Raw genomic sequence first — 23415 nt, 5'->3', positions numbered from 1 at the left:
ACGTGGTCCTCCTGCTCGAGCCGACCGACCACCGATTGTGACCGCCCATCGATGGTACGGGGGTGACCCCCCTTCCCCAACGTGGGTGCGACGCCTGCCACAGCGCCCCCGTCAGCCTGACCGGCGGGTCGGTGCCGACTAGCTTGCGGCTCCATGAGCACCGATCAGAAGCCGACCGTGAGCGTTCCCGAGGGCAAGCCACCCACCAGCCTGCAGGTCGAGGACCTGGTGACCGGCGACGGTCCGGAGGCCGCGGCGGGGATGCTCGCAACGGTCGACTATGTCGGCGTCTCGTGGTCGACAGGCGCCGAGTTCGATGCCTCGTGGAACCGCAACGACACCTTCGCCTTCAACCTCGGCGGTGGCGAGGTCATCCAGGGATGGGATCTCGGCGTCCAGGGCATGAAGGTCGGCGGTCGGCGCCGACTCACGATCCCGCCGGACATGGGCTACGGCCAGTTCGGCGCCGGTGGGGTGATCGGGCCGAACGAGACACTGATCTTCGTGGTCGACCTCCGCCGCGTGGGCTGAGCGGCCATGGACCTCGACCTCCACCGCCCCGAGACCTACGTCGACGGCCCGCCCCACGAGCTGTTCACCCGGCTCCGCCGCGAGCAGCCGGTGGTGTGGCAGGACATGGACGGCGAACCCGGCTACTGGGCGGTGCTGCGCCATGCCGACGTCGTCCACGTCGCGAAGCATCCGGAGATCTTCTCGGCGTCGCTCGGCGGGGTCGTGCTCGAGGACCTCGAGCCGGCGAGCCTGGAACAGATGCGCGACATGCTCCTCGCGATGGACCCCCCGCGCCACACGGCCTACCGGCGACCGATCGCACCGGAGTTCAAGGCTCGGGTCATCGGCGGGATGGAGGATCGGATCCGCACGATCACCCGGGAGATCCTCGACCGGGCCGACGCCATCGGCCCCGAGGTCGAGTTCGTGCACGACGTGTGCGCCCATCTGCCGAGCCAGGTCGTCGGCGAACTCATGGGCATCCCCCGCGAGGACTGGGCCGACATCCACGCCATGGCCGAGCGCAACAGTGGCGGACAGGACCCGGACATCGCCGACGCGGCCGACCGCGGCAACTCGAGCGTCGACATGGCGATGTACGGGATCGGCTTCGCCGCAACGCGCCGCGAGATGCCCGAGCAGGGCGACCTCACCGACCTGCTCCTCGGCGGCGAGTTCGACGGCAAGCAGATGACCGACATCGACTTCGGCCGCTTCTTCGTGCAGCTCGTCACGGCGGGCAACGACACCACCCGCACCATGCTCTCCGGCGGTCTGCTCGCGCTGCTCCAGCATCCCGAACAGCTGCAGATGCTGCGTGACGACCGCACCCTCATCCCCTCAGCCGTCGAGGAGATCCTGCGTTGGGCGAATCCTCTCCACTACTTCCGGCGCACGGCGACCACCGACACCGAACTCGGTGGCGCGTCGATCGCGGCGGGCGACAAGGTCGCGATGATGTACACGTCCGCCAACCGCGACGAGGACGTGTTCGAGGACCCGCAGCGGTTCGACATCACCCGCAGCCCCAACCACCACCTCTCGTTCGGGATCGCCACCCACTTCTGCCTCGGCGTGCATCTCGCCCGGCTCGAAGGCCGCGTCTTCTTCGAGGAGGTCCTGGCCCGTTGGCCGACCATCGAGCTGACCGGCGAGCCCCGGCGCCAGCAGTCGAACCTCAACAACTCGCTCAAGTCGCTCCCCGTCAGACTGACATGAGCACCGGCGACGTCGCCCCGCCCGGGCACCACCACGCACAAGGCGATCCACCCGGCACCGTCCGATACTGGGACGGCACGCAGTGGGTCGGCGACCCCATCCCCGCCCCACCGGGCCACCGGACGCCGGTTGCCGTCCCCGACGCGCGCTACGCGGGGGTCGGAATCCGGATCGGGGCGGCCCTCATCGACGGGATGATCGGGATGATCCTCACCTTCGTCATCTTCTGGGATGATCTCCGTGTCGCGTTCGAGGACCCCGACGCGTACAACCGGGAGAACTCGTTCCTCGACCAGCAGTTCGAGTGGGGGACGCTCACCGTCGGCGCGATCTCGACGCTCGTGATCGTGCTCATGATCGCGCGCCTCGGCGGCACGCCGGGCAAGCTGATCGTCGGCATCCGCATCACCCGATCGGACGCGGTGACCTCGCCACCGGGCTTCGCCGCAGCCTTCAGGCGGGTCATCCCGAACCTCGCAGCGATGATCCCATTTCTCGGCATGTTGGTGAGCCTGGGTGTCGCCGTCGCCTGCCTCGTCTGGGTGTCCAACGATCCCGAGCGGCGAAGCGTCTACGATCGCGTCGCCGACACACGGGTCGTCCACAAGCACTACGTCAACCGACCACCCTTCTCCTCGAGGACCGCATGACCGCACCGACCCCCGACCCCTCCGGCAACATCGCGCCCGGCCACTACCACGCCGAGGGCGATCCCCCCGGCTACGTGCGGTACTGGGACGGCACCCAATGGGTCGGCGATGCGATGCCGCCCGCGCCCACGGCCGGGCCGGCCGGCGCCGTCAGCGATTCGGGCGGCGCCGACGTGGGCATGCGCATCCTTGCGGTGCTGATCGACGGTGTCATCGGCGTCGCCATCTCGATCATCGTCGCGATCCCGTTCTTCGAGGACACGTCGGATCGGACCGGCGACGACTTCAGTTTCGAGATCAACGGCCCCGGCATCTATCTCGGCTGGCTCGTCTTCCTCGCCATTTCGATCGCCCTCATCACGACCAAGGGTGGTTCGCCCGGCAAGCTGGCGACCGGCATGCGCATCCGGTCCGCGGCGGGGACCAACCCGAGCGTCGGTGTCGCAACGCTGCGATCCGTTCCCTGGCTGGTCACCCTGATCCCCGTCCTCGGCGTGATCGTGTGGATCGTCATCGCCCTCGCCGGCACGATCATGATCGCCACGGATCCCCTGAACCGGAGTCTCTTCGACCGGATCGCCTCGACCCGGGTGTACCGCAGCTAGTCGCGGGGCGTCTTCAGCTTCTTGACGATCCGGGCGCGGTCGCCGGCGTCGAGCACCGTCTTGCGCATGCGGACGTTGGCGGGCGTCACCTCGACGCACTCGTCGTCGGCGATGGTCTCGAGCGCCTGCTCGAGGGAGAACAGCTTGGGCGGGGTGAGCCGCACGGTGTCGTCGCTGGACTGGGTGCGGATGTTGGTCTGCTTCTTCTCCTTGCAGATGTTGACGTCCATGTCCTCGGCCCGTGCGTTCTCACCGACGATCATCCCCTCGTAGACGCGGACCCCAGGGCCGACATAGAGGGCGGTGCGCTCCTGGAGGGCGATGATCGCGTAGCCGGTGGTCTCGCCGGTGCGGTCGGCGACGACGCTGCCGCGGGTGCGGGTGCGGATCTCGCCCGCCCACGGGACCCACCCCTCGAACACGTGGTGCAGGAGCCCGGTGCCCCTCGTCTCGGTCAGGAACTCGGTACGGAAACCGATGAGGGCGCGGGCCGGGACGATGTAGTCGAGACGGACCCACCCGGTGCCGTGGTTGGTCATGTCCTCCATGCGGGCCTTGCGCTCGCCGAGGAGCTGGGTGACCGCGCCGACGTGTTCCTCGGGAACGTCGATCGTGAGCCGCTCGGTCGGTTCGTGCAGGGTGCCGTCGATCTCGCGGGTGAGCACCTCCGGCTTGCCGACCGTCAGCTCGAAGCCTTCGCGTCGCATGGTCTCGACGAGGATCGCGAGCTGGAGCTCACCACGGCCCTGCACCTCCCACGTGTCGGGTCGTTCGGTGGCCAGGACGCGGATCGACACGTTGCCGATCAGTTCCGCGTCCAGGCGGGCCTTGATGAGTCGTGCGGTCAGCTTCGAACCGTCGGCGCCGGCGAGCGGCGACGTGTTCGTACCGATCGTCATCGAGAGGGTCGGCTCGTCGACGGTGATCGCGGGAAACGGGCGGGGATCCTCGGGATCGGCGAGCGTCTCGCCGATCGTCACGTCGTCGAGCCCGGAGACGCCGATCAGCTCACCCGGGCCCGCCGATTCGACGTCGACCCGGTCGAGCGCTTCGGTGACCGTCAGGGTGCCGACGCGGGCGCTCGCGATCGAGCCGTCCTCGCGGCACCAGGCGAGCGCCTGGCCCTTGCGGATCGTGCCGTGCTCGACCCGGCACACGGCGATACGGCCGACGTAGGGGGACGAGTCGAGGTTGGTGACCCACGCCCGCATGGGATGGGCCGGATCGTGCAACGGGGCGGGGACGGTGTTCAGGAGCACGTCGAACAGCGGCTGCATGTCGGTGCCCGGAACCGCCGGGTCGAGCGTCGCCAGCCCCTCGCGGGCCACGGTGTACACGATCGGGAAATCGATCTGCTCCTCGTCCGCATCGAGGTCGAGGAACAGCTCGTACACCTCGTCGACGACCTCAGAGATGCGGGCGTCGGGCCGATCGATCTTGTTGATGACCAAAACGACCGGGAGCCGGCGGGCCAGCGCCTTGCGGAGCACGAAGCGCGTCTGCGGAAGCGGACCCTCGGATGCGTCCACGAGCAGCACGACGGCGTCGACCATGGTCAGGGCGCGCTCGACCTCGCCGCCGAAGTCCGCGTGGCCGGGCGTGTCGACGATGTTGATCTTCACGTCGCCGAAACGAATCGCCGTGTTCTTGGCGAGAATGGTGATCCCCTTCTCGCGTTCGAGGTCCATCGAGTCCATGACGCGATCGGTGAGCTCGGCTCCCTCGCGGAAGGCACCGGCCTGGCGGAGGAGGGCGTCGACGAGCGTCGTCTTCCCGTGGTCGACGTGGGCGATCATCGCCACGTTCCTGAGGGTCTCGACGCGCTCGAGCGCGTCGGTGGTGGGGGGCGTCACCGGCGGAAGGGTACCGACACGTAGGGTTGACCCGATGCGGCGCGTTCCCCGATTCCTCGCATTCGGCGCGATCGTCGGGCTGATCGCCGCCGGTTGTGCGGAGACCAGCGCCTCCGAACGGGAGGCCATCGCGGCGGCCCGGGGAGAGCCGCTGATCGACGATGCACCGTTCGTGCTGCCCGACCCGGACACGATCGAGCTCGATCCCGACGTCGACGTCATCGAACGAACGGGTGAACGTCCCGACGTCAGTCGGACCACTTGTCCCTTCGAACGCGAGGATCTCGCCGACGCGGTGTGCGGCACCGTCGTCCTACCCGGACGGGGTCTCGACGCCGAGTACGAGGTCTCGATCGCGTTCGCCCGTTTCACCGCGACGGGTGAGTCCGAAGCGGTCAGGTCGGACCCCGTCGTGTATCTCCACGGCGGTCCCGGCGGCGCGATCCTCGACGAGGCCGACGTCTGGTACGAGTCGATCGTCGCCCCCTTCATCGAGACCCGCGACGTGATCCTCTACGACCAACGCGGCGGCGGTCGATCGACCACGACGCCGCGTTGCCACGAGGTCTCCGCGAGCGGCGAGCGGTTCCACTCGACGGCAACACCCCACGACGCCCTCGCGCCCGACTACCTCGCCGACCTCGCGGCGTGCGCGACCAAGTTCGACGACGTGACGACGGACCCGTCCGCGTTCAGCAGCCGGATCAACGCCCAGGACCTCGTCGACCTGATGTGGGCGCTCGGGGTCCAGCAGTACAACATCTACGGTTCGAGCTACGGCACGCGTCTCGCCCAGACCGTGCTGCGCGACGAGCCGGCCGGCGTTCGCTCGGTCATCCTGTCGGGCGCCTACCCCGTCGAGGTCAACCTGATGGGGTCGATCCCGACCTCGATGGAAGGCGCGTTGGATGCGGTGTTCGCCGGGTGTGCCGACGACGACACGTGTGCGGCGGCGCTGCCGGACGGCTGGCAGGCGCTCGAGGATCTCGTGGCCGAGCTCGACACGAACCCGCTCGCGATCGACCTGGCCTACACCCTCGACGAGGTCCAGCCGACCCTCTTCGACGGCACCGATCTGCTGAACGGACTCCACAGCATGCTCTACGTCGGGGCCGACGCCGCCGACATCCCCGACCTCCTGATCGACTACGCCGACGGCCACACCGAACGCCTCGAGCGCCTCGCCCGCAACAGCGTCTTCGACTATGTCGACACCGCCACGTTCCTCCTCGTGCAGTGCGCCGACGAGGCACCGTTCACGACCGACGACCAACTCGCACGACCGTTGACCCACGAGTTCCTCCGTGCCGTCGACCTCGCCCCGTCGATCAACGGGATCGACTCGCTCACCATCTGCGACGAATGGACGACCGACGTCGCTGCGCCCTGGGAGGACGATCCGGTCACGTGGGACGTCCCGACGCTGATCTTCGCCGGCGCCACGGACCCGATCACGCCCCCGGCCTGGGCCGACATCCTCGCCGACCGGCTGCCGCGGGCCCGGCTGGTGCACCGGGCCGAGATGGGCCACGACAGCGACGAGGGGTGGTGCGCGACCGGGCTGATGACGGCCTTCGTCGAGCACCCGGATCTCCTCCTCGACACGAGCTGCGCGGGCAGCCCGACCCACCTCCCGATGCCGAATCTCGCCGAACGCTTCCGCGAGCCGTGGCAGCTCGTCGACGCATCGCTCGACCTGGACGGCGACGGCGAGTACCTGGACCTGCGGCTGCCGGACTGGTGGGGGGATTGGCGCGAGGACGCACACATCCGCTGGCGCGATCTCGACGTCTGGGACCTCACGGCCGTGATCGTCCGCAACCCCGGCAGCACCTACGACGTCACGACCCACCTGAACTACGAATGGGTCGATGCCGACTGGGCGGAGTTCCCGAGTGGCGTCACCCCGCCCGGATGGGTCCGTGAGGTCATCTTCTCCACTGCCGGTGACCTGATCCGCTACCGCAACCCGACGACCGGGATGGACGTGACCCTGCACCTCCAGGTCGGCGCCGACCCGCGGCTGGAGGCCGAGATCCTCGCGCCGGTCGCCCGCTCCATCGGGGACGACGTATGAACCGGCTCGGCGCGCTCTGCATCACCATCGCCCTGGCCGCATCCGCGTGCAGCGGTGCCTCCCAGGAGAGCCCCTGGGCGATCGAGCAGACCACCACGACCGGCGCCGCCCCGACGACCGAGCCGGTCACGAACGATGACGAACCCGCGAGCGAGCCCGCCATCGAGCCACCACCGGGTGTCGAAGTCGTCGACGACGACTGTTTCGAGGGGGAGGACCGCTGCGGACGGGTGCTCGTTCCCCAGACGCCGGGCTCGCCGGACCTCGTCGCCATCGGGTTCCGCGTCCACGGCGCCGACGGCACCGGCACGCCGCTGGTGTTCCTCGAGTCCGGCTTCGGCGACTTCGCGCCCACCGACGTCGAGTTTCCCGGTCGGCCGGTCGTGATCCTCGGCAGCCGCACCATGTGGCCCGGCGGTCCCGCCATGAGCTGCCCGGAGTGGTTTGCGCTCGCCGCGGAAGCCGACGACGACGAGGTGGTCGCCGCGACGACTGGCTGCCTCGACCGTCACACCGATGCCGGCGTGGACGTGGACGGCGCCCTGCGGAACCGCCAGATCGACGACGTCGTCCTCGCGCTCCGGGCGCTGGGGATCGATGATCTCGACCTCGTCGCCGCCAACATCCGAGCCGACGTGGTGCCCGGGGTCATGCGCGAACTCACCGTCCGGCACCACATCCTGATCGAGCCCAGCCTGGCGCCGTCGGACCCGATCCTGCGGTCCGTCGGGCGCACGGTGCAGTCGCTCGACTACGCCTGGGAGACGTGCCGGTCGAGTGCGAACTGCGCCAGCATCGGCACGATCGACGAGTTCCTCGACCTGATCGGCACGCTCGACGCGGCGCCGCTCGTCTTCACCGACCCCTTCAACGGTGAGGAGCGGCGGATCGACACCGAGTGGATGGTCTCCGCCCTGCATCGCGAGGTCGACCGCCCCGAGACGGTCGGCTTCCTGCCGACCCTGCACCAGGCACTGCTCGACCGCGACGCCGACACCGTCTCGCAGTTCATCACCGCCGGAGGGGGCGGCGACGCCACCGTCGAGTGGCTCGGCCAGGCGTGCGCCCGGTGGGCCACGGAGCCGGCCGACTTCGCCGGGTTCCACGACGCGCTCCGCATCGACGCCGTCGACTCGATGGACTTCTTCCGCGTCAACTGTCCGGTCTGGTACGACGGCGAGGCCGAGGAGGCCGACGACCACACGCCCGGCCTGATCATCGTCACGGCGTCGACGCCCGACAGCGAGCGGCTCCGGGCGCTCGCCGATCCGCTCGTCGTGGAGCAGACGGTCGGCTCTCCCACCCATTCGTGCATCGTCGAGGCCATCACCTCCCATCTCGGCGACGGCGGCCCCAACCCGACGTGCGCCGAGCCGTTGCGCATCGCCGATCGCACGAGCGTCGAGCTCGTGCCTGGCGAGTACGTCCTCGACGATCGGGCCGTGAGTCTCCTCGTGCCGGACAGCTGGACCGACTCGGGCTTCGGCACCTGGTGGCGCGACGCCGACCCGGTGGACCTCACCAACCTCGACGTCTACCTCTTCGACGCCGCGGGGTTGGAACAGACGCGCAACGACTTCGTCAGCGAGTGGGGCATGACCGATCCGCAGCTGACCGAGCAGCTGATCGACGAGCGTCTCTGGCTCCTGGCGAGAGGTGGCGACGACTTCGACACCACCGGCGACACGCGACAGGCCATCGCCGTCGGTGGGTTCGGGGACAGCGTCGTCGTCATGGTGCTCCAGGCGACGACAGACGACATCGATCTCCTGGTCGACGCAGTGCTCGTCCCGGCCATGACGTCTGCCGCCGTGAGCTGAGCTCAGCCCTCGAGCAGCTCCTTGAGCCGCTGGTAGTCGGCCCGGATCGAGCGCCGCGCCTGGAACGTCATCAATGGCGCGAACAGCTTCATCAGACCGCCCGGTTCGCCGCGGACGACCGCCACGACCCGGCTGCCGTCGCCGCGGGGCTCGACGGTGCGCGTGATGTCGAGGGGAAACGTCGAGACGATGCTCTCGATCCGGATGCGCGACGGTGCGTCGAACTCCGTGACCTCGAACGTGGTGAGGATCTCCCGCCCCATGAACGACGCGACCTGGTCGTAGGTCGATCCGACGAGGATCGGCGGTTCTGTCGTCCAGCTGCACGAGACCATGCCGGTCTGCCACTCCGGGTTGCGCGACATGTCGGCAACGACGGCGAACACCTGCTCCACCGGCCGGTCGATGTCGATCTCGGACCGAATCTCCATGAGACGACGCTAGTGGTCGGCCCCCGTGCCCGCCGGTGCCGTTGCGATCTGTGCCACATTGAGGACATGAGCGATGCCGCCGAACCCAGTGTCTCCGAACCCAGTGCCTCCGAACCCAGTGACCCCGAGCCCGATGTCTCCGACCCGGCGAAGCTGATCCGTCTGGGCACGATGCTCCAGACGCTGATGGTCGAGGTGCGCGACGCGACGACCGACGAGGAGAGCCGGCAGATGCTCGCTCGAATCCACGCCGAGACGATGGAGGAGCTCGGCACCGTGTTGTCGTCCGACCTGATGGACGAACTCACCGAGTTCGTCGCCTGCTGCGACGATCAGGGCGTGCCGACCGAAGCCGAGATCCGCGTGGCGCAGGCCCAACTCGTCGGCTGGTTACAGGGACTGCTCCAGGGACTCCAGGCATCCATGGCCGCCCAACAGGCCGCGGCCCAGCAACAGCTCCAGATGCTCGCCGCCCGCCGCCCGGGCGGCCGCCCGCCGAGCCCGGCCGGAAAGGCACCCGGGCTCCCGGAGCACACCGGCAACTACCTCTAGGCCGGGCGGTCCAACAGCAACGAGTACATGAGCGGGATCGAGGGCCGATCGGCGGGCATGGACCACACCCGGGGCTCGCGCTCCTCGAGGAACGGCCAGCGCGGATACACGGTGAAGGGGAACTCCCGGAAGACGCGGAGTTCGAAGCCCACCGCGAGCAGAGCGGTGATGACCTGGCTGATGGGGTGGATGAACGCGACGACGATGTCCGCGGTCGTCTCCGCGTCCGGATCCGCATAGCTGCCCGGGTCCTCGAACAGCTCGCCGTCGTCCGGGAAGTAGTCGCGCGCCAGCACCGTCTCGTCGTCGTGCAGCTGATCCTGCATCGGGTGGAACTCACTCACGTAGAGACGACCGCCGGGGCGACACAACGCCCACATCTGCTCGGCCCACCGGCCCATGTCCGGCAACCAGCAGAGCGCCCCCATGCCGGTGTAGACGAGGTCGAACTGGCGACCGTCGAGTGCCGCCGAGGAGTCGTAGGCATCGGCGACGACCCACTCGGAGCGATCGTCCACGCCGGCCTGGGCCGCGCGTTCGCGAGCGGCGTCGATTGCGTTCGCCGAGAAATCGAGGCCGACGACGCGGGCGCCGGCCGCCGCGAGCGAGATGGTGTCCGTACCGATGTGACACATCGGGTGAACGACCGACAAGCCGTCGACCGAGCCGAGATCCTCGCGCTCGAACGAGAGGAGTCCGACGCCCCCGGTGCCGTAGAACGTCGATGCGGCATGGATCGGGGCGCGCTCCTCCCACCAGGCGTGGTTCAGGTCGCGCCATTCGGACGGGTCATGGTCACTGACAGGCACAGGATCGACATGGTGACACAAGTAGCGTCGGCGGCCGTGTCCGATTCGCTGCGCATCGCCACCTGGAACGTGAACTCGATCCGGGTCCGCGCCGACCAGGTGATCGAGTGGCTCGTGCGCCATGAGGTCGACGTCGCCCTCATCCAGGAGACGAAGTGCCGCGACGGCGATTTCCCGTTCCCGGCGTTCGCCTCGGCGGGGTACGAGGTCGCCCATCACGGCGTGGACCACTGGAACGGCGTGGCGATCGTGAGTCGGGTCGGCATCGACGACATCGTCCGCGGATTCAGCGGACCGCAGGAGGCGCCGTTCGACGAGGCCCGGGTGATCGCGGCGACGTGCGCCGGCGTGCGCTGCTGGTCCGTGTACGTGCCGAACGGCCGCGAGCTGTGGGACCCGCACTACGCCTTCAAACTCGTCTGGCTCGAACGGCTTCGTCACGAGCTGGTGCTCGCCGACGCGGCGTCCGGCTCGAGTCTCGTGGCGGGCGACTTCAACGTCGCGCCCACCGACGACGACATCTACATGCCGTCGCGATGGCGGCGCCGCACGCACGCGAGCGAACCCGAGCGGGCCGGCATCCGGGCGCTCGTCGACATCGGACTGCGAGACGTCACCCGCGAGCACCACCCCGAGCCCGGCTTCTACACGTGGTGGAACTACCGACCCGGCCAGTTCGAGAAGGATCACGGCCTGCGCATCGATCTCGCCCTGGGTTCGGCCCCGGTCGCGCGCCGCACCGACGACGTGTGGGTCGACCGCGAGGCGCGGGCGTGCGCCCGTCCGTCGGACCATGCTCCGCTCGTGCTCGATCTGACCGGCCTGGATTAGCGTCGCCCCCATGCGTCGCCTTCTCGTCCCGCTCGTCGTTCTCGCCGTCCTCGCCGCCGCGTGCAGCGACGACACCGACGACGCCGCGCCCACGACGACCACGACCAGCACGACAACGACCAGCACGACAACGAGCACGACGACAACCACCACGACGCTCCCGACGATCGCGATTCCGGTGCCGGAGGCGAGCACCGTCGACGACGTGTTGGCCCTCGACCGGCCCGTCGTCATCGGCCACGCCGGAGGCGACCAGTCGTGGCCCCATTCGACGATGTATGCGTTCCGCGAGGCGGCGCTCGCCGGCACCGATGTGCTCGAGATGGACGTGCAGCTCACCGGCGACGGCGTCCTCGTCGTGCAGCACGACGACACCGTCGACCGCACCACCGAGACCACCGGTCGGGTCCGCGACCTCACCTACGACGAGCTCCAGGCGCTGGACAACGCCTACTGGTGGTCCGACGAGTGGAGCAGCCACGAGCGTCCCGACGAGGCCTACATCCACCGCGGGATCCGCACCGGCGAGGTCGCGCCGCCCGACGGATACACCGGCGACGATTTCCGGGTCGAGACGTTCGAGGCGATCGCGACCGCGTTCCCGAACCATGTGCTCGACGTCGAGATCAAGATCCCGTCCGGCGACGACGGCGAGGACGACCTCGCGTTCGCCATCGAAGGCGCCCGGGTGCTCGCCGACGAGATCGCGGCCCTGGGCCGCACCGATTCCGTGATCGCGGTCAGCTTCAGCGACGAGGTGATGGCCGCGTTCCACGAGTTCGCCCCCGGGGTCACGACGAGTCCCGGCACCGACCAGATGACCGCCTGGGGGCTCGGCGCCGGGGAGCTCCTGCCGACCGACCGCATCCTGCAGGTGCCCCCCTTCTTCGGCGATCTCGAAGTGCTCGAAGTGCCGGGACTCCTCGACAAGGCGAAGGCCGAGGGCCTGGCCGTGTGGGTGTGGCCGAGCGACGCGGGTTCCCAGGAGAACGCCGACTACTACGCATCGCTCGTCACCACCTACGGGATCGACGGCATCATCGCCGGCCATCCGGAGATCGCGGTCGAGCGCTATCGGGCCGAGGGCTTCATCCCGTAGGCCGGTGGCCGTTCAGACGCCGATGTCCTCGTTCCACAGCTCGGGCTCGTCGGCGATGAAGGTGCGCATCATCGACACGCAGCGATCGTCCTCGGCGAGGACCACCTCGACGCCGCGTGAGGCCAGCAGTTCCTCGCCCCCGAGGAAGGTGACGTTCTCGCCGATGACCACCCGGGGAATGCCGTAGAGCAACGCGGCGCCGGTGCACATGTCGCACGGCGACAACGTCGTGTAGAGGGTCGCCTCGGCGTAGGTGCTCGCGGGCAGACGACCGGCGTTCTCGAGGCAGTCCATCTCGGCATGGAGCACCACGCTGCCCTGCTGGACGCGGCGGTTGTGACCGCGACCGACGATCTCGCCACCGACCATGAGCGCCGACCCGATCGGGATCCCGCCTTCCGCCCGACCCGCCTCGGCCTCGGCGATCGCCGCATCCAAACCGCGCTGATCGTCCTCACTGAGTGCCATGGCGCGATGCTATTCGCCACCTCCTTTTGGGTCGAACGACCCAGAGATTCGGGTCAAGTGATCCAGGCAACATGCCGTAGCCAGGTCCATGGCAAACGGGCGTGTGCGTGGCGCATTGATGGCAGGAGCGATTCTCGCTCCCCTCCTCGCGTTCTCGCAGACCACGCCGGCCGCCGCGGCGAACGAACCGTGGATCGACACCTCCGACCGGGCCGAGGTGCTGGCGTCGTACCTCGCCGAGTTCGAGCGGGAGGAGCCGGCCAGCGGCTACAGCGGCGACGTGGACACGTGCACGCCGGGCACCACCTCCCAGGCGTATCGGGACAGCATCGTGCAGCGGGTGAACTGGTACCGCCGCATGGCCGGCCTCGACACGGTCACCGAGCGCGCCTCCTACAGCACGGCCACCCAGCAGACCTCGATGATGATGTCGGCGGAGGGCAGCCTCTCCCACTCGCCGGGATCCGGCTGGGCCTGCCACACCTCGACCGGCGCGACCACGGCCGGCATGAGCAACCTCGCGCTCGGCGTGAACGGTCTCGGCGCCATCGACGCGTACATCCGCGATCCCGGCAGCAACAACCACGCCGTCGGCCATCGCCGGACCGTCCTCTACCCCCAGTTGCGCGAAATCGGCAGCGGCGACGTCGAGACCGAGAACGGGCACTGGGCGGCCAACACGCTCCACGTGTTCGACGACAACCTCTGGGGCGCCCGCCCCGAGGTGCGCGAAGCCCGCGACTTCGTGGCGTGGCCGCCGGCGGGGTACGTCCCCGCCGAGACCACGTGGGGACGCTGGTCGTTCTCGCTCTACGGCGGCGACTTCAGCACCGCGACCGTGACCGTCTCCGATTCGCTCGGCGCCATCCAGGTCAACGTCCTCGAACGCATCCAGCCCGAGAACCCCGCCAGTCGGATCGCCCCGGAGCCGTCGATCGTGTGGGCGGTCGGTGGTGACACCAACTCGACGCAGCTCCCGGAGCCGACCAACGGCGACGAGTGCTACACGGTGACGATCGGCGGCGTGAAGGTCGGCGGCGCCACCCAGCCGGACTTCATGTACGAGACGTGCCTCCTCGATCTCGACTTCGACCCGTCCGCCGCCCCCAGCGACCCGCCCGGCGACAACGACAACGACAACGACGGACCGTGTGACGGCATCGACTTCGACGTGTGGACCGTGCCGTGCTGGGCCGACGAGGGCAACACCCTCGGCAACTTCACGGACGTGACCGCCACCTGGCAGCGCGAAGCCGTTGCCTGGCTGGTCGGCAACGACATCACCACCGGCGTCAGTCCCACCCGCTTCGACCCGGACGCCGCGCTGACCCGCGCCCAGGCCGCCACCATGATCTGGCGTCTCGTGGGCTCGCCCCCGCCGCCGAACGATGCGCCCCGCTTCGACGACGTGCCCGCCGGTGCGTACTACGAGCAGGCGGTGCGCTGGATGGCCCGCTACGGCGTCACCACCGGCACCTCCGCGAACCACTTCTCGCCGAACGCCCCCGCCACCCGGGCGGAGTTCGTGACCTTCCTGTGGCGCCTCGTCGACGAGCCGACCGTGAACGCGCCGATGCCGTTCGGCGACCTCACCGCCACCTGGCAGGTCGGCGCCGTGCGCTGGGCCGCCCACACGGCGATCACCACCGGCACGTCGTCCAACACGTTCGCACCGGACGCCACGGTCACCCGCGGCCAGGCCGCCGCCCTCCTGGCCCGCTTCGCCGACGCCGTCAGCTGACCTTCTGAAAGAGGAATCTCCCCCGCGAGAGGAACCTCCCCCGCGAGAGGAACCTCCCCCGCGAGAAGAACCTCCCCCGCGAGAGGAATCTCTGGTCACGAAAGGGTCGAAATCGACGGCGTGCTCGCCGTTCTGGCGACCCTTTCGTGACCAGAGATTCCAGCGTGAGGGAGACAGCTCGGGGGCGACCGTGAACCGGATCGGGGGGCGGTCTCGATAGAGGGGGTATGCGGTCCTCACTTCCCCCACCCCCACCTCCGGTCGGACCGCCGGCCGGCTCCACGCTCTCCACGCTCCCCCCGCCGCCGCCCCGGCCGGGTGCCGATCGGCGCCCGTTCCGGTGGCGGTTGGTGCGCTGGGTGCACATCGTCGCCCTGATCGTCGCCATCGCCGCGGGGATCTACTTCGGCCTCGAGGGTGCCGGCGCGATCCTCGCCCTGTTCATCATCGTCGTGCCGCTCGAGAAGCTGTTCCGACGACACGACCAGAAGATCCGCCGACCGGGTCTGCGCACGGATCTCACGTACGCGATGGTCTCGCCGGTCCTCAACGTCGCCCAGGTCGTCGTCGGCATCGCCATCGCCCTGCTGATCGTGCCGCTCTGGGTCCCGATGCTGCTGTTGCGGCCGCTCGTCATGGGCCAGCCGGGCTGGCTGATGGCGATCGAGGGCATCATCCTGCTCGACATCCTCATCTACTGGGCGCACAAGCTCAGCCACGAGGTCGGCTTCTTCTGGCGGTTCCATTCGATCCACCACAGCAGCGAGCGCATGGACTGGATCTCCGGGATCCGCGTGCATCCCTTCGACGGCGTGATCATCGCGGTGCCGGCCGTCATGCTCGTCGCCGCCGGCTTCCAGCTCGAGGTCGTCGGCGCCGCCGCGATCATCCAGGCCGTGATCGGCCTGTTCGCCCACGCCAACGTGCGCTGGCGGCTGCGGCCCCTCCACCGGATCGTGATGACGCCGGAGTTCCACCACTGGCACCACTCGAACACCCCCGAGTCGATCCACTCGAACTACGCCGTCTTCCTCCCGCTGTGGGACATGGTGTGGGGGACGTACTACATGCCCGCCGACCGGCGCCCGGAGGTCTACGGCAACGGCGAGAACACCCCGCCGAGCGTGCCCGGACAGCTGCTGGCACCGTTCCGTGCCCCCCTCCGGGACCGCTATCCGTTCCCCCCGACATGGAAGGCGCGGCTGCTGCGCTTCGTGCCCTTCCGCCGCCGGACCGTGGCGGCTTCGTAGCATGACGCTGGTGGCCACCGAACCCGCGGCGCCCGCCGCACCGGGCCCGGACGATCTCGACCTCGTCCGCCGCATCGGCACCGGCGATCGTGACGCGCTCGCCGCGCTCTACGAACGGCACGCGTCCTGGCTCACGATCCGGCTCGAGCGGCGCTGTGGGAACCGTGATCTCGTCGACACGGCACTGCAGGACACGTTCCTCGCGGTCTGGAAGCAGGCCGATCGCTACCAGCCGACGGGCGCGGTCGGCGCCTGGCTGTGGACGATCGCGATCCGCCGCCTCATCGACCAGCTGCGCAAGCGTCCACCTCCGCAGCCGGTCGAGGACGTCACGCCGCTCGCCGACGTCATCGTCCACGAGGTACCGATCGCCCTCGGCCACACCGAACTCGGCGCCGCCTTCGCCTCGCTCGACCCCGAACTCCAGGCCGTCCTCGCGGCCACCGCACTCGACGGGCTCACCAACAAGGAGGCCGCCCACCTCCTCGGCATCCCCACCGGCACCGTGAAGTCCCGCCTCGCCCGGGCTCGCCACATCCTCCAGGAGCAGCTGCGATGACCATCACCGACTTCGACGACGCCATGCGCCGAGCGGCCGAGCGACCCCGGTTGCTCACCGGCGCGGACTCCCCGACCGACACCGCCCGGCAGGCCGCGAACTTCGCCGCCATCACCGCCGAGCTCGACGCGCCCGCCCCGTCCCGCCTCGCTCGTCTGCTCCTGCGGCTCGGCGTGGGCGAGGGCAACGTCCCCCTCGTCACCGCCACGCCGGCGCTGCGCCGGTCCTGGATCATCTCGGTCCTCGTGGCGGTGCTGTTCGCCCTCTCCGCGGCGAGCAACAACACCGCGGACGGCGCCGACCGGATCGTGGCGTTCCTCACGCTGGCCCCGCTCATCCCGCTGGCCGGTGTCGCCCTGGCCTTCGGACCGGCCGTCGACCCGACCCACGATGTCGCCCTGGCCGCTCCGGTCGACGGCTTCCGTCTGTTCCTCGTCCGGGCGATGACGGTCGTGGCCGCGAGCACGCTCCTGCTCGTGCTCGTGTCGATGCTCGTCCCCGCCGGCGGCGCCCATCGCATCGCGTGGCTGCTCCCGGCGCTCGCCGCCACGTCGGTCACCATGGCGCTGGCCACCCGCTTCGACGCCCGCTTCGCGGCCGGCGGGGTCGCCATCGCGTGGCTCGCGATCGTCACCGTTGCCGTCGGGGCGACGAACACGGCCGACGCGTTCGGCCCGACCATGCAGGTCCTGAGCATGTTCGTCACCGCCGCCGCCGGCGTCGGCCTGTTCCAGCGGCGCCGTCGCCTCGATGTCATGTCGGACCGATGAGCCCGGTCGTCGCCGTCGACGGCATCCACCATCGCTACGGCACCAAGGACGCGCTCGCGGTCGAACGGCTGGTGTTCGAGGGCGGGTCGACCGCGGTCCTCGGGCCCAACGGCTCCGGGAAGACCACGCTGCTCCGATTGCTCGCGACCGTTGCCGAGCTCCAGACCGGCACCATCCGGGTGGACGACCTCGACCCGGTCGACGCGCTCCAGCGGACCGCCATCCGTCGCCGGCTCGGCTACGTGGCCCAACGCGACGGACTGCCGCCGCGCATGCGGGTCGGCGCGCTCCTCGACTATGTCGGCGCGCTCAAGGAGATCGACTCGGCCCGGCTGCGGCGCCGATGGACCGCGTGGGCGCTCGAGCGGGTGGATCTCGCGGACGTCGCCGGCGAGCGAATCGGCTCGCTCAGCGGCGGCATGCAGCGCCGCCTCTCCATCGCCCAGGCGCTGCTCGGCGGCCCCGATCTCCTCGTCCTCGACGAGCCGCTCGCCGGCCTCGACAGCGAACAGCGGGCCGCCGTGAGCAACCTGTTCGTCTCGCTGGCCGAGACCAGCACGATCATCTGTGCGACGCATCATGCCGAGGAGCTGGCGACGCTGTGCCATCGCGTCATCGTCGTGGACGGCGGCCAGCCGGTCTTCGTCGGCACGCCGGCCACGCTCGCCGACCAGGCGGCCGGCCGCGTTTGGGAGACCACGGCGCCGGACCACGGCGCAGTCAGCCGGGCCGTCGCGCCCGGTCGCTTCCGTTGCGTGGCCGATCGCATCCCCGCGGGTGAGCAGGCCGTGGTGCCGACCGTGGCCGACGGCTATCTCGCGACCGTGCGTCGATCCGCCTGAGTCCCGGTCTCCCCGATCACCAGGGCGATCCACAGCACGCCGCTCAGAAGGACGACGGCGAGCACGAACGCCGACGCGCTCAGCCCGATCGCGTCGGCGACCCAACCCACGATGAGCGGCCCGACGATGTGCCCGATCCCGGACAGGGTGTGGAAGCCGGCGATGAACGGCCCTGGCTCGTCCGGCGGAGCCATGTCGGTGCTGAGGGTCAGCATCGTGCCGGAGCTGAGGCCGTTGCCGATGCCCATCACGATCCCGGCGACGACGGCCACGGCGACCGTGTCGGCCATCGACAACACGATCAGTCCGACGGCCATCAGCGAGAAGGCCGGCACCATGCACGCGAGCCGACCCCGCCGGTCCATCAACCATCCCGACACCGGGAAGAGCAGGAAGTCCGCCGCCGTCCCCACCGCGACGAGGAGGCCGATCGCCGCGGCATCGAGCTGGAGGTCGTCGCCGATCAGGGGCACGACGATGTTGCGGCCGTCGCGCGCGGACGAGACCAGCAGCGGGCCGAGCGACGCGACGAGCAGCAGCCGGCGATGGCGCCACAGCGAGTCGCGCACGCTGATGCGGTCGGCCCGCTCGGCGATCGGATGGGGGTCCCGACCTCCCGGCAGCACGAGGGGAAGCGTGCCGAGCAGCGTCAGGCCGCCCGCGAGGACGAACGTGGGGTTCGCCCCGAAGCGGTCGTAGGTGAACCCGCCGATGATCGGCCCGATGACGAACGTCAGCCGGTGCATGCCTCCGACGAGCGAGTTGACCCGGCCGCGCATCCCGACGGCGACGGTGCGGGCGACCACCACCTGGCGGGACTGGGTGATCGAGGTGAAACCAGTGCCCCAGGCGATGCGGAGCACGACGAGCACGATGACGGCGGAGGAGATCCCGAGAAGCGCGGTCGTGACCGCGCACAGCACCACACCGATCGCGAGCAGCTTGTCCGTGCCCCGACGCTCGGCGAACGAACTCGCCGGGAGGCCGCCGAGGGCGAGCCCGATGCCGCCGGCCGCCGTCACGAGGCCGATCAGCGACAGGCGCAGTCCCTGTTCCTCCAGATAGACGGGGAAGATGGGGAGCAGGATGCCCGCGCCGAGGGTCACCATGCCCCACGGCAGGTAGACGGGGACGAGCAGGCGTCGGACCTCGCGCGGCAACGATGGGGGCGGGTTCACGGGTCAGTCCGGCACGTGTGTGTCGGTCCCGACCACCGCCGGCTCGAACCGGGCTGACCAGTGGTAGCCCGCCAGGTCGGCGAACGGGTCACCGTCGAGGGCATCGCCGAAGGCGACCACCATGCGGCGCTGCGTCGGGTCGATTCCCTCGTCCCAGGCGGACGGCATCACCGGGGCGGCCGTGCGCAGGACGAGCACCACGTCGGCGTCGGGCCGGGGTGCGTCGGCGTCAGCCCAACCGACGGCAACCGACGCGTAGCGACGGTCGAGGACCAGCGCCGGCGGAACGCCACCCGGCCCGGCGGACGCCGACTCGACCGAGTAGGTCCACGTGTGGAGGTGCTCGCGTTCGGTGAACAGCCGGTCGTCCTCCCGGGCCGCGACCATCTGGTCGACCGCGAACGCCTCGCGGGCCTCGTCGAAGCCGGGCAGCACGAAGTAGAGCGCGAGATGGAGTCGCTGGGCCGGCTCGATGAACCGCGCCGCACTGAACACGCCGGGCGCGGCCGCGGCGGTCGTGTAGAAGTGGTCCCGCTCGTACCAGTGGTTGAACGCGCGGTCATGGCCGTCGGTCGGCCGGATCAGCGCGAAGAGCACCGAACCGATGCGCACCACACCGTCGTCATCGACCACCCGCTCGCTCGTCCCCACCACGAGAGCATGCCAAAGGAGACGCACCCGACGCGGCCACATAGGGTCTGCGGCCATGGCTCCTCAGGATCAACGGTTCCCCGAACTCGGCTTCTACACGCTCGCCGGCCAGGCGAAGTCGTCACGCGATCTCCTCGATCAGGTCCGGGCCGGCGAGGAGATGGGCTTCGGGTGGGCGTTCATCTCGGAGCGCTACGACAAGAAGGAGGCCGCCACGCTGTCCGGCGCCGCGGCCGCGGTGTCGGAGCGCATCGGCATCGCGACGGCCGCCACGAACCACAACACCCGTCACCCGATCGTGACCGCCGGCTACGCCCGCACCATGCAGTCGCTCACCGGCGGGCGATTCGTGCTCGGGTTGGGCCGCGGCATCGACCGTCTCCAGGATGCGTTCGGCATCGACCGGATCACCACCGCGCAGATGGAGGACTTCGCCGGGATCATGCGCCGGTTGTTCCGCGGCGAGGCGGTGATCGGCCACGACGGACCGGCCGGAAAGTACCCGGTGCTGCACATCTCCTCGGAGTTGGACGAGCACCTCCCGATGGGGCTCACCGCGTTCGGCCCGAACTCGCTCGCCCTCGGTGGTCGCTGCTTCGACCAGGTCGTGCTCCACACGTTCTTCACCGACGAGACCACCGCCCGGGCGGTCGAGACCGTCAAGACCGCGGCCGAGCAGGCCGGCCGCGACCCCGGCGAGGTGCAGGTGTGGTCGTGCTTCGCGACGATCGGTGACCACATCCCCGAGGAGCAGCGGCTGATGAAGACGGTCGGACGGCTCGCCACCTACCTGCAGGGCTACGGCGATCTCCTCGTCCGCACCAACGGGTGGGATCCCGCCGTCCTCGAACGGTTCCGGGCCGATGAGGTCGTGGCGAACCATCAGGGCGGGCTCGACGTGTCCGGGACGACCGATGTCCTCGAGCACGTCGCCACCCTGATCCCCGACGAGTGGCTCGCCCCGATGGCCGCCGGGTCGCCGGAGCAGTGCGTCGCCGCGATCCGAGGTCAGCTGGATCTCGGCTGCGACGGCGTGATCCTCCACGGCGCCACGCCCGACGAACTGGCGCCGATCGTCGCCGCCTACGCGAGGTGATCCAGTAGCTCGTGGAGCGGGCCGATCACGATGTCGGCAACATCCACGAGGTCGGCGCGGCCGCCGTAGAGCACCGTGATTGCGCCGGCTGCGGCGCCGGCTCCCGTGTCGGTGCTCGAATCGCCGACCATCGCGACATCGCTCGGATCCAGACCCATGGCCGCGGCCGCGGCGACGACCATGCCGGGTGCGGGCTTCTCGCCGTGGCCGGACTCGACGCCGTAGATCGCGGTGAAGTGCTCGCGCCAGCCGAGCTGTGCCATCTGGATCGCCGCCCGCTCCGCGTTGTCGTTCGTCGCCACTGCCATGGGGATGCCGCGGGCGCGGAGTGCGTCGAGGAGCTCGCCGGCCCCGTCCTCCGGTGTGGGCACCGCCGGCATGTAGCGCGTGATCGACTCGTCGATCTCGTCGACGAGCGCGGCGTCGCCGACCGGGCGCCCGATCAGCACCGCGAGCTTGTCTGCGAACTGGGCGCTGGAGTCGGCCACGAACGGCGAGTCGTCCAGGATGCGGCCGGCGTCCCGGTCGAATCCGAGCTCCCGGTCCAGCACGGCGGTGAGGTCGGCGTCGGCGTCGGCGAACTCGGCGAGCACCGTGCCGAACGTCGCGTCCCAGGTGGCATGGAAGTCGAGCAGGGTTCCGTCCTTGTCGAGGACGACGCCCTTGATCCGCCGCGAGGAGTGCACCGGTGGACACTAGGCGGCACGTGGACGCTGCGTCCGCCCGCGGCACGAACCCACCGCGACGCAGCCTGAACCCCGCCGGGATCGGGCTGCGGATGGCGACGATCGCGGACCTTTTCTCGGCCCGCCGTCTGAGGCAGAGTGTCGGACCATGGCCCGACGCACCCGACCCGCGAAATACTCGGCGTTCGGTCTCGTCCGCCGGGGCATCACGAAGCAGTCGTGGCCGCGGGTCTGGCGCGAGCCCGACTGGAAGTCCGCGTACGACGTCGTGATCATCGGCGGCGGTGTCCACGGCCTCGCCACCGCCTACTACCTCGCGGCGAACCACGGCATCACCAACGTGGCCGTCGTCGACAAGGCGTATCTCGGGTCCGGCGGCAGCGGGCGCAACACGGCCATCGTGCGGTCCAACTACCTGACCCCGGAGGGCGTCGCGTTCTACGACCGCTCGCTGACCCTCTACAACTCGATGTCGATCGACCTGAACCTCAACGTGATGTTCAGCGAGCGCGGCCACATGACACTGGCCCACACCGACAGCGCCCTACGGACGATGAACTGGCGGGCCGAGGTCAACAAGCTCCAGGGCATCGACTCGTCGGTGATCGCGCCGCGCGAGATCAAGAAGCTCGCGCCGTCGCTCGACGTGTCGCCGGACACCCGCTATCCGATCCTCGGCGCCCTCTACCATCCGCCGGGCGGCACGATCCGCCACGACGCGGTCGTGTGGGGGTACGCCCGGGGCGCGGACGCACACGGCGTCGACCTCCATCAGAAGACCGAGGTGCTCGACATCCTGTGCGAAGGCGGCGAAGGCCCGGACGGCAAGGGGCCCGGCGGCCGCGTCACCGGCGTGCGCACGAGCCGGGGCGACATCACTGCGCCGATCGTCGTGAACTGCACTGCCGGCTGGGCGAGCACCATCGCCGGAATGGCGGGCGTGCGGCTGCCGATCACGACCCATCCGCTCCAGGCCGCCGTCACCGAGCCGGTGAAGATGTTCCTCCCGACGGTCGTCGTCTCCGGCTCGCTCCATGTCTACGTGAGCCAGACCGATCGCGGTGAGCTGGTGTTCGGCGCGTCGGTCGATCCCGTCGCGACCTACAACATGGGCGGCACCCTCGAGTTCACCGAGGAGCTCGCCGGCCACGTCCTCGAGCTGATGCCCGGCCTCTCCAAGATGCGGCTGCTGCGTCAGTGGGCCGGTCTGTGCGACATGACGCCGGACTACTCGCCCGTGATGGGTCCGACGCCGGTCGACGGCTTCTTCGTCGATGTCGGGTGGGGCACCTACGGCTTCAAGGCGGGGCCCGTCTCCGGTGAACAGATGGCCGCGTGCGTCGCGACCAACCGGACGCCGGAGCTCATCGAGCCGTTCGCACTGAGCCGGTTCACGGACGGCGCACTGGTCGGCGAGAAGGGCGCGGCGGCGGTGGGTCACTGATGCTCCTCGTCCCCTGTCCGAACTGCGGACCCCGCAACGCCGCCGACCTCACCTACCGGGGCGAGTCACATCCCCGCCCCGACCCCGGCACCGCGACCAAGCACGAGTGGCGCACCTACCTCTACCTGCGGGACAACCCGTCCGGGTGGCTCCGGGAGTCGTGGTACTGCTCGTCGGGCTGCCGCACCCACTTCCAGATCGAACGCCACACGCTCACCGGCGAGATCCGCACGCCGCCACTCCCCGGCTCGAAGACGGCGGGCGGCACATGA

Annotated in this window: 24 protein-coding genes; 17 read left to right on the top strand and 7 right to left on the bottom strand. The window is 69.8% G+C overall.

Annotated features, from left to right (window positions below):
- The first annotated feature begins 153 nt into the window (after positions 1 to 153).
- Genes R8F63_21795 through R8F63_21780 form a run of 4 tightly spaced genes read left to right on the top strand, consistent with a single transcriptional unit; the run spans position 154 to position 2986 of the window.
- A complete protein-coding gene (locus R8F63_21795) occupies positions 154 to 531 on the top strand; it encodes an FKBP-type peptidyl-prolyl cis-trans isomerase (protein ID MDW3221250.1) in 378 nt (125 codons plus the stop codon).
- Between the two features lie 6 nt (positions 532 to 537).
- Entirely contained in the window at positions 538 to 1731 is a 1194-nt protein-coding gene (locus tag R8F63_21790) for a cytochrome P450 (protein ID MDW3221249.1), read from the top strand.
- Positions 1728 to 2381, top strand: coding sequence for an RDD family protein (locus R8F63_21785; protein MDW3221248.1), 654 nt, complete (start codon positions 1728 to 1730; stop codon positions 2379 to 2381). The genes R8F63_21790 and R8F63_21785 overlap by 4 nt, the downstream gene beginning before the upstream one ends.
- On the top strand, positions 2378 to 2986 hold the full coding sequence (locus R8F63_21780) for an RDD family protein (GenBank protein MDW3221247.1): 609 nt from the start codon (positions 2378 to 2380) through the stop codon (positions 2984 to 2986). The genes R8F63_21785 and R8F63_21780 overlap by 4 nt, the downstream gene beginning before the upstream one ends.
- On the opposite strand, the gene typA is transcribed toward R8F63_21780, so the two are convergent.
- Positions 2983 to 4839 carry a translational GTPase TypA gene (gene typA, locus R8F63_21775; GenBank protein MDW3221246.1) on the bottom strand — a complete coding sequence of 619 codons (1857 nt, stop codon included), beginning with the start codon at positions 4837 to 4839 and terminating at the stop codon, positions 2983 to 2985. The genes R8F63_21780 and typA overlap by 4 nt on opposite strands.
- A gap of 34 nt (positions 4840 to 4873) precedes the next feature.
- On the opposite strand from typA, the gene R8F63_21770 reads away from it, so the two are divergent.
- Together R8F63_21770 and R8F63_21765 are read left to right on the top strand one after the other, a co-directional pair.
- The gene (locus tag R8F63_21770; GenBank protein MDW3221245.1) at positions 4874 to 6916 is read left to right on the top strand and encodes an alpha/beta fold hydrolase; all 2043 of its coding nucleotides are present in this window, start codon (positions 4874 to 4876) and stop codon (positions 6914 to 6916) included.
- On the top strand, positions 6913 to 8736 hold the full coding sequence (locus tag R8F63_21765; protein ID MDW3221244.1) for a hypothetical protein: 1824 nt from the start codon (positions 6913 to 6915) through the stop codon (positions 8734 to 8736). Before R8F63_21770 ends, R8F63_21765 begins: the two co-directional genes overlap by 4 nt.
- 2 nt (positions 8737 to 8738) lie before the next feature.
- Here the strand turns inward: R8F63_21765 and R8F63_21760 are convergent, their stop codons facing one another.
- Positions 8739 to 9167 (bottom strand): SRPBCC family protein, encoded by a 429-nt coding sequence (locus R8F63_21760; GenBank protein MDW3221243.1) that lies wholly within the window; start codon positions 9165 to 9167, stop codon positions 8739 to 8741.
- A gap of 66 nt (positions 9168 to 9233) precedes the next feature.
- On the opposite strand from R8F63_21760, the gene R8F63_21755 reads away from it, so the two are divergent.
- Positions 9234 to 9719 (top strand): proteasome activator, encoded by a 486-nt coding sequence (locus tag R8F63_21755; protein MDW3221242.1) that lies wholly within the window; start codon positions 9234 to 9236, stop codon positions 9717 to 9719.
- Here R8F63_21755 and R8F63_21750 read toward each other — a convergent pair.
- A complete protein-coding gene (locus R8F63_21750) occupies positions 9716 to 10528 on the bottom strand; it encodes a class I SAM-dependent methyltransferase (GenBank protein MDW3221241.1) in 813 nt (270 codons plus the stop codon). The genes R8F63_21755 and R8F63_21750 overlap by 4 nt on opposite strands.
- A gap of 36 nt (positions 10529 to 10564) precedes the next feature.
- Here R8F63_21750 and R8F63_21745 point away from each other — a divergent pair, with 36 nt between their 5' ends.
- On the top strand, positions 10565 to 11359 hold the full coding sequence (locus R8F63_21745) for an exodeoxyribonuclease III (GenBank protein ID MDW3221240.1): 795 nt from the start codon (positions 10565 to 10567) through the stop codon (positions 11357 to 11359).
- A 10-nt stretch (positions 11360 to 11369) separates the two neighbouring features.
- Positions 11370 to 12458: a glycerophosphodiester phosphodiesterase family protein gene (locus R8F63_21740; protein MDW3221239.1), complete on the top strand. Its 1089-nt coding sequence runs from the start codon at positions 11370 to 11372 to the stop codon at positions 12456 to 12458.
- Between the two features lie 12 nt (positions 12459 to 12470).
- On the opposite strand, the gene R8F63_21735 is transcribed toward R8F63_21740, so the two are convergent.
- Complete coding sequence (locus tag R8F63_21735; protein MDW3221238.1) at positions 12471 to 12926, bottom strand: nucleoside deaminase; 456 nt, start codon at positions 12924 to 12926, stop codon at positions 12471 to 12473.
- 118 nt (positions 12927 to 13044) lie between these two features.
- On the opposite strand from R8F63_21735, the gene R8F63_21730 reads away from it, so the two are divergent.
- The 5 genes from R8F63_21730 (at position 13045) to R8F63_21710 (ending at position 18088) form a co-directional block, all read left to right on the top strand.
- Entirely contained in the window at positions 13045 to 14667 is a 1623-nt protein-coding gene (locus R8F63_21730; GenBank protein ID MDW3221237.1) for an S-layer homology domain-containing protein, read from the top strand.
- Positions 14668 to 15017: 350 nt separating this feature from the next.
- Complete coding sequence (locus tag R8F63_21725; protein ID MDW3221236.1) at positions 15018 to 15917, top strand: sterol desaturase family protein; 900 nt, start codon at positions 15018 to 15020, stop codon at positions 15915 to 15917.
- Position 15918: 1 nt separating this feature from the next.
- Positions 15919 to 16476, top strand: coding sequence for an RNA polymerase sigma factor (locus tag R8F63_21720; GenBank protein ID MDW3221235.1), 558 nt, complete (start codon positions 15919 to 15921; stop codon positions 16474 to 16476).
- Positions 16473 to 17246: a hypothetical protein gene (locus tag R8F63_21715; protein MDW3221234.1), complete on the top strand. Its 774-nt coding sequence runs from the start codon at positions 16473 to 16475 to the stop codon at positions 17244 to 17246. Before R8F63_21720 ends, R8F63_21715 begins: the two co-directional genes overlap by 4 nt.
- Positions 17243 to 18088, top strand: coding sequence for an ATP-binding cassette domain-containing protein (locus tag R8F63_21710; GenBank protein MDW3221233.1), 846 nt, complete (start codon positions 17243 to 17245; stop codon positions 18086 to 18088). The genes R8F63_21715 and R8F63_21710 overlap by 4 nt, the downstream gene beginning before the upstream one ends.
- Here R8F63_21710 and R8F63_21705 read toward each other — a convergent pair.
- Both R8F63_21705 and R8F63_21700 read right to left on the bottom strand, forming a co-directional pair.
- Positions 18058 to 19266 (bottom strand): MFS transporter, encoded by a 1209-nt coding sequence (locus R8F63_21705; protein MDW3221232.1) that lies wholly within the window; start codon positions 19264 to 19266, stop codon positions 18058 to 18060. The two genes, R8F63_21710 and R8F63_21705, sit on opposite strands and share 31 nt — an antisense overlap.
- Positions 19267 to 19269: 3 nt before the next feature.
- Positions 19270 to 19974 (bottom strand): hypothetical protein, encoded by a 705-nt coding sequence (locus R8F63_21700; GenBank protein MDW3221231.1) that lies wholly within the window; start codon positions 19972 to 19974, stop codon positions 19270 to 19272.
- On the opposite strand from R8F63_21700, the gene R8F63_21695 reads away from it, so the two are divergent.
- Positions 19973 to 21013, top strand: coding sequence for a TIGR03857 family LLM class F420-dependent oxidoreductase (locus R8F63_21695; GenBank protein MDW3221230.1), 1041 nt, complete (start codon positions 19973 to 19975; stop codon positions 21011 to 21013). The two genes, R8F63_21700 and R8F63_21695, sit on opposite strands and share 2 nt — an antisense overlap.
- Here the strand turns inward: R8F63_21695 and R8F63_21690 are convergent.
- Complete coding sequence (locus R8F63_21690; protein ID MDW3221229.1) at positions 21001 to 21699, bottom strand: HAD-IA family hydrolase; 699 nt, start codon at positions 21697 to 21699, stop codon at positions 21001 to 21003. The genes R8F63_21695 and R8F63_21690 overlap by 13 nt on opposite strands.
- A gap of 148 nt (positions 21700 to 21847) precedes the next feature.
- Between R8F63_21690 and R8F63_21685 the strand changes: the two genes are divergently transcribed.
- Both R8F63_21685 and R8F63_21680 read left to right on the top strand, forming a co-directional pair.
- Complete coding sequence (locus tag R8F63_21685; protein MDW3221228.1) at positions 21848 to 23143, top strand: FAD-dependent oxidoreductase; 1296 nt, start codon at positions 21848 to 21850, stop codon at positions 23141 to 23143.
- Complete coding sequence (locus R8F63_21680) at positions 23143 to 23415, top strand: sarcosine oxidase subunit delta (protein ID MDW3221227.1); 273 nt, start codon at positions 23143 to 23145, stop codon at positions 23413 to 23415. The genes R8F63_21685 and R8F63_21680 overlap by 1 nt, the downstream gene beginning before the upstream one ends.

This window comes from Acidimicrobiales bacterium, assembly GCA_033344915.1.
Taxonomy (GTDB): Bacteria; Actinomycetota; Acidimicrobiia; order Acidimicrobiales; family Aldehydirespiratoraceae; genus JAJRXC01.
The sequence above is the reverse complement of the archived record's forward strand: the minus strand, read 5'-3'. Positions and strand labels throughout refer to the sequence as shown.

Coding starts and splice junctions, on each gene's coding strand:
- R8F63_21765 (MDW3221244.1), top strand. CDS start 6,913: ATGAACCGGCTCGGCGCGCTCTGCATCACCATCGCCCTGGCCGCATCC.
- R8F63_21680 (MDW3221227.1), top strand. CDS start 23,143: ATGCTCCTCGTCCCCTGTCCGAACTGCGGACCCCGCAACGCCGCCGAC.
- R8F63_21760 (MDW3221243.1), bottom strand. CDS start 9,167: ATGGAGATTCGGTCCGAGATCGACATCGACCGGCCGGTGGAGCAGGTG.
- R8F63_21710 (MDW3221233.1), top strand. CDS start 17,243: ATGAGCCCGGTCGTCGCCGTCGACGGCATCCACCATCGCTACGGCACC.
- R8F63_21795 (MDW3221250.1), top strand. CDS start 154: ATGAGCACCGATCAGAAGCCGACCGTGAGCGTTCCCGAGGGCAAGCCA.
- R8F63_21770 (MDW3221245.1), top strand. CDS start 4,874: ATGCGGCGCGTTCCCCGATTCCTCGCATTCGGCGCGATCGTCGGGCTG.
- R8F63_21735 (MDW3221238.1), bottom strand. CDS start 12,926: ATGGCACTCAGTGAGGACGATCAGCGCGGTTTGGATGCGGCGATCGCC.
- R8F63_21730 (MDW3221237.1), top strand. CDS start 13,045: ATGGCAGGAGCGATTCTCGCTCCCCTCCTCGCGTTCTCGCAGACCACG.
- R8F63_21780 (MDW3221247.1), top strand. CDS start 2,378: ATGACCGCACCGACCCCCGACCCCTCCGGCAACATCGCGCCCGGCCAC.
- R8F63_21790 (MDW3221249.1), top strand. CDS start 538: ATGGACCTCGACCTCCACCGCCCCGAGACCTACGTCGACGGCCCGCCC.
- R8F63_21700 (MDW3221231.1), bottom strand. CDS start 19,974: ATGGCCGCAGACCCTATGTGGCCGCGTCGGGTGCGTCTCCTTTGGCAT.
- R8F63_21740 (MDW3221239.1), top strand. CDS start 11,370: ATGCGTCGCCTTCTCGTCCCGCTCGTCGTTCTCGCCGTCCTCGCCGCC.
- R8F63_21715 (MDW3221234.1), top strand. CDS start 16,473: ATGACCATCACCGACTTCGACGACGCCATGCGCCGAGCGGCCGAGCGA.
- R8F63_21785 (MDW3221248.1), top strand. CDS start 1,728: ATGAGCACCGGCGACGTCGCCCCGCCCGGGCACCACCACGCACAAGGC.
- R8F63_21720 (MDW3221235.1), top strand. CDS start 15,919: ATGACGCTGGTGGCCACCGAACCCGCGGCGCCCGCCGCACCGGGCCCG.
- R8F63_21755 (MDW3221242.1), top strand. CDS start 9,234: ATGAGCGATGCCGCCGAACCCAGTGTCTCCGAACCCAGTGCCTCCGAA.
- R8F63_21685 (MDW3221228.1), top strand. CDS start 21,848: ATGGCCCGACGCACCCGACCCGCGAAATACTCGGCGTTCGGTCTCGTC.
- R8F63_21695 (MDW3221230.1), top strand. CDS start 19,973: ATGGCTCCTCAGGATCAACGGTTCCCCGAACTCGGCTTCTACACGCTC.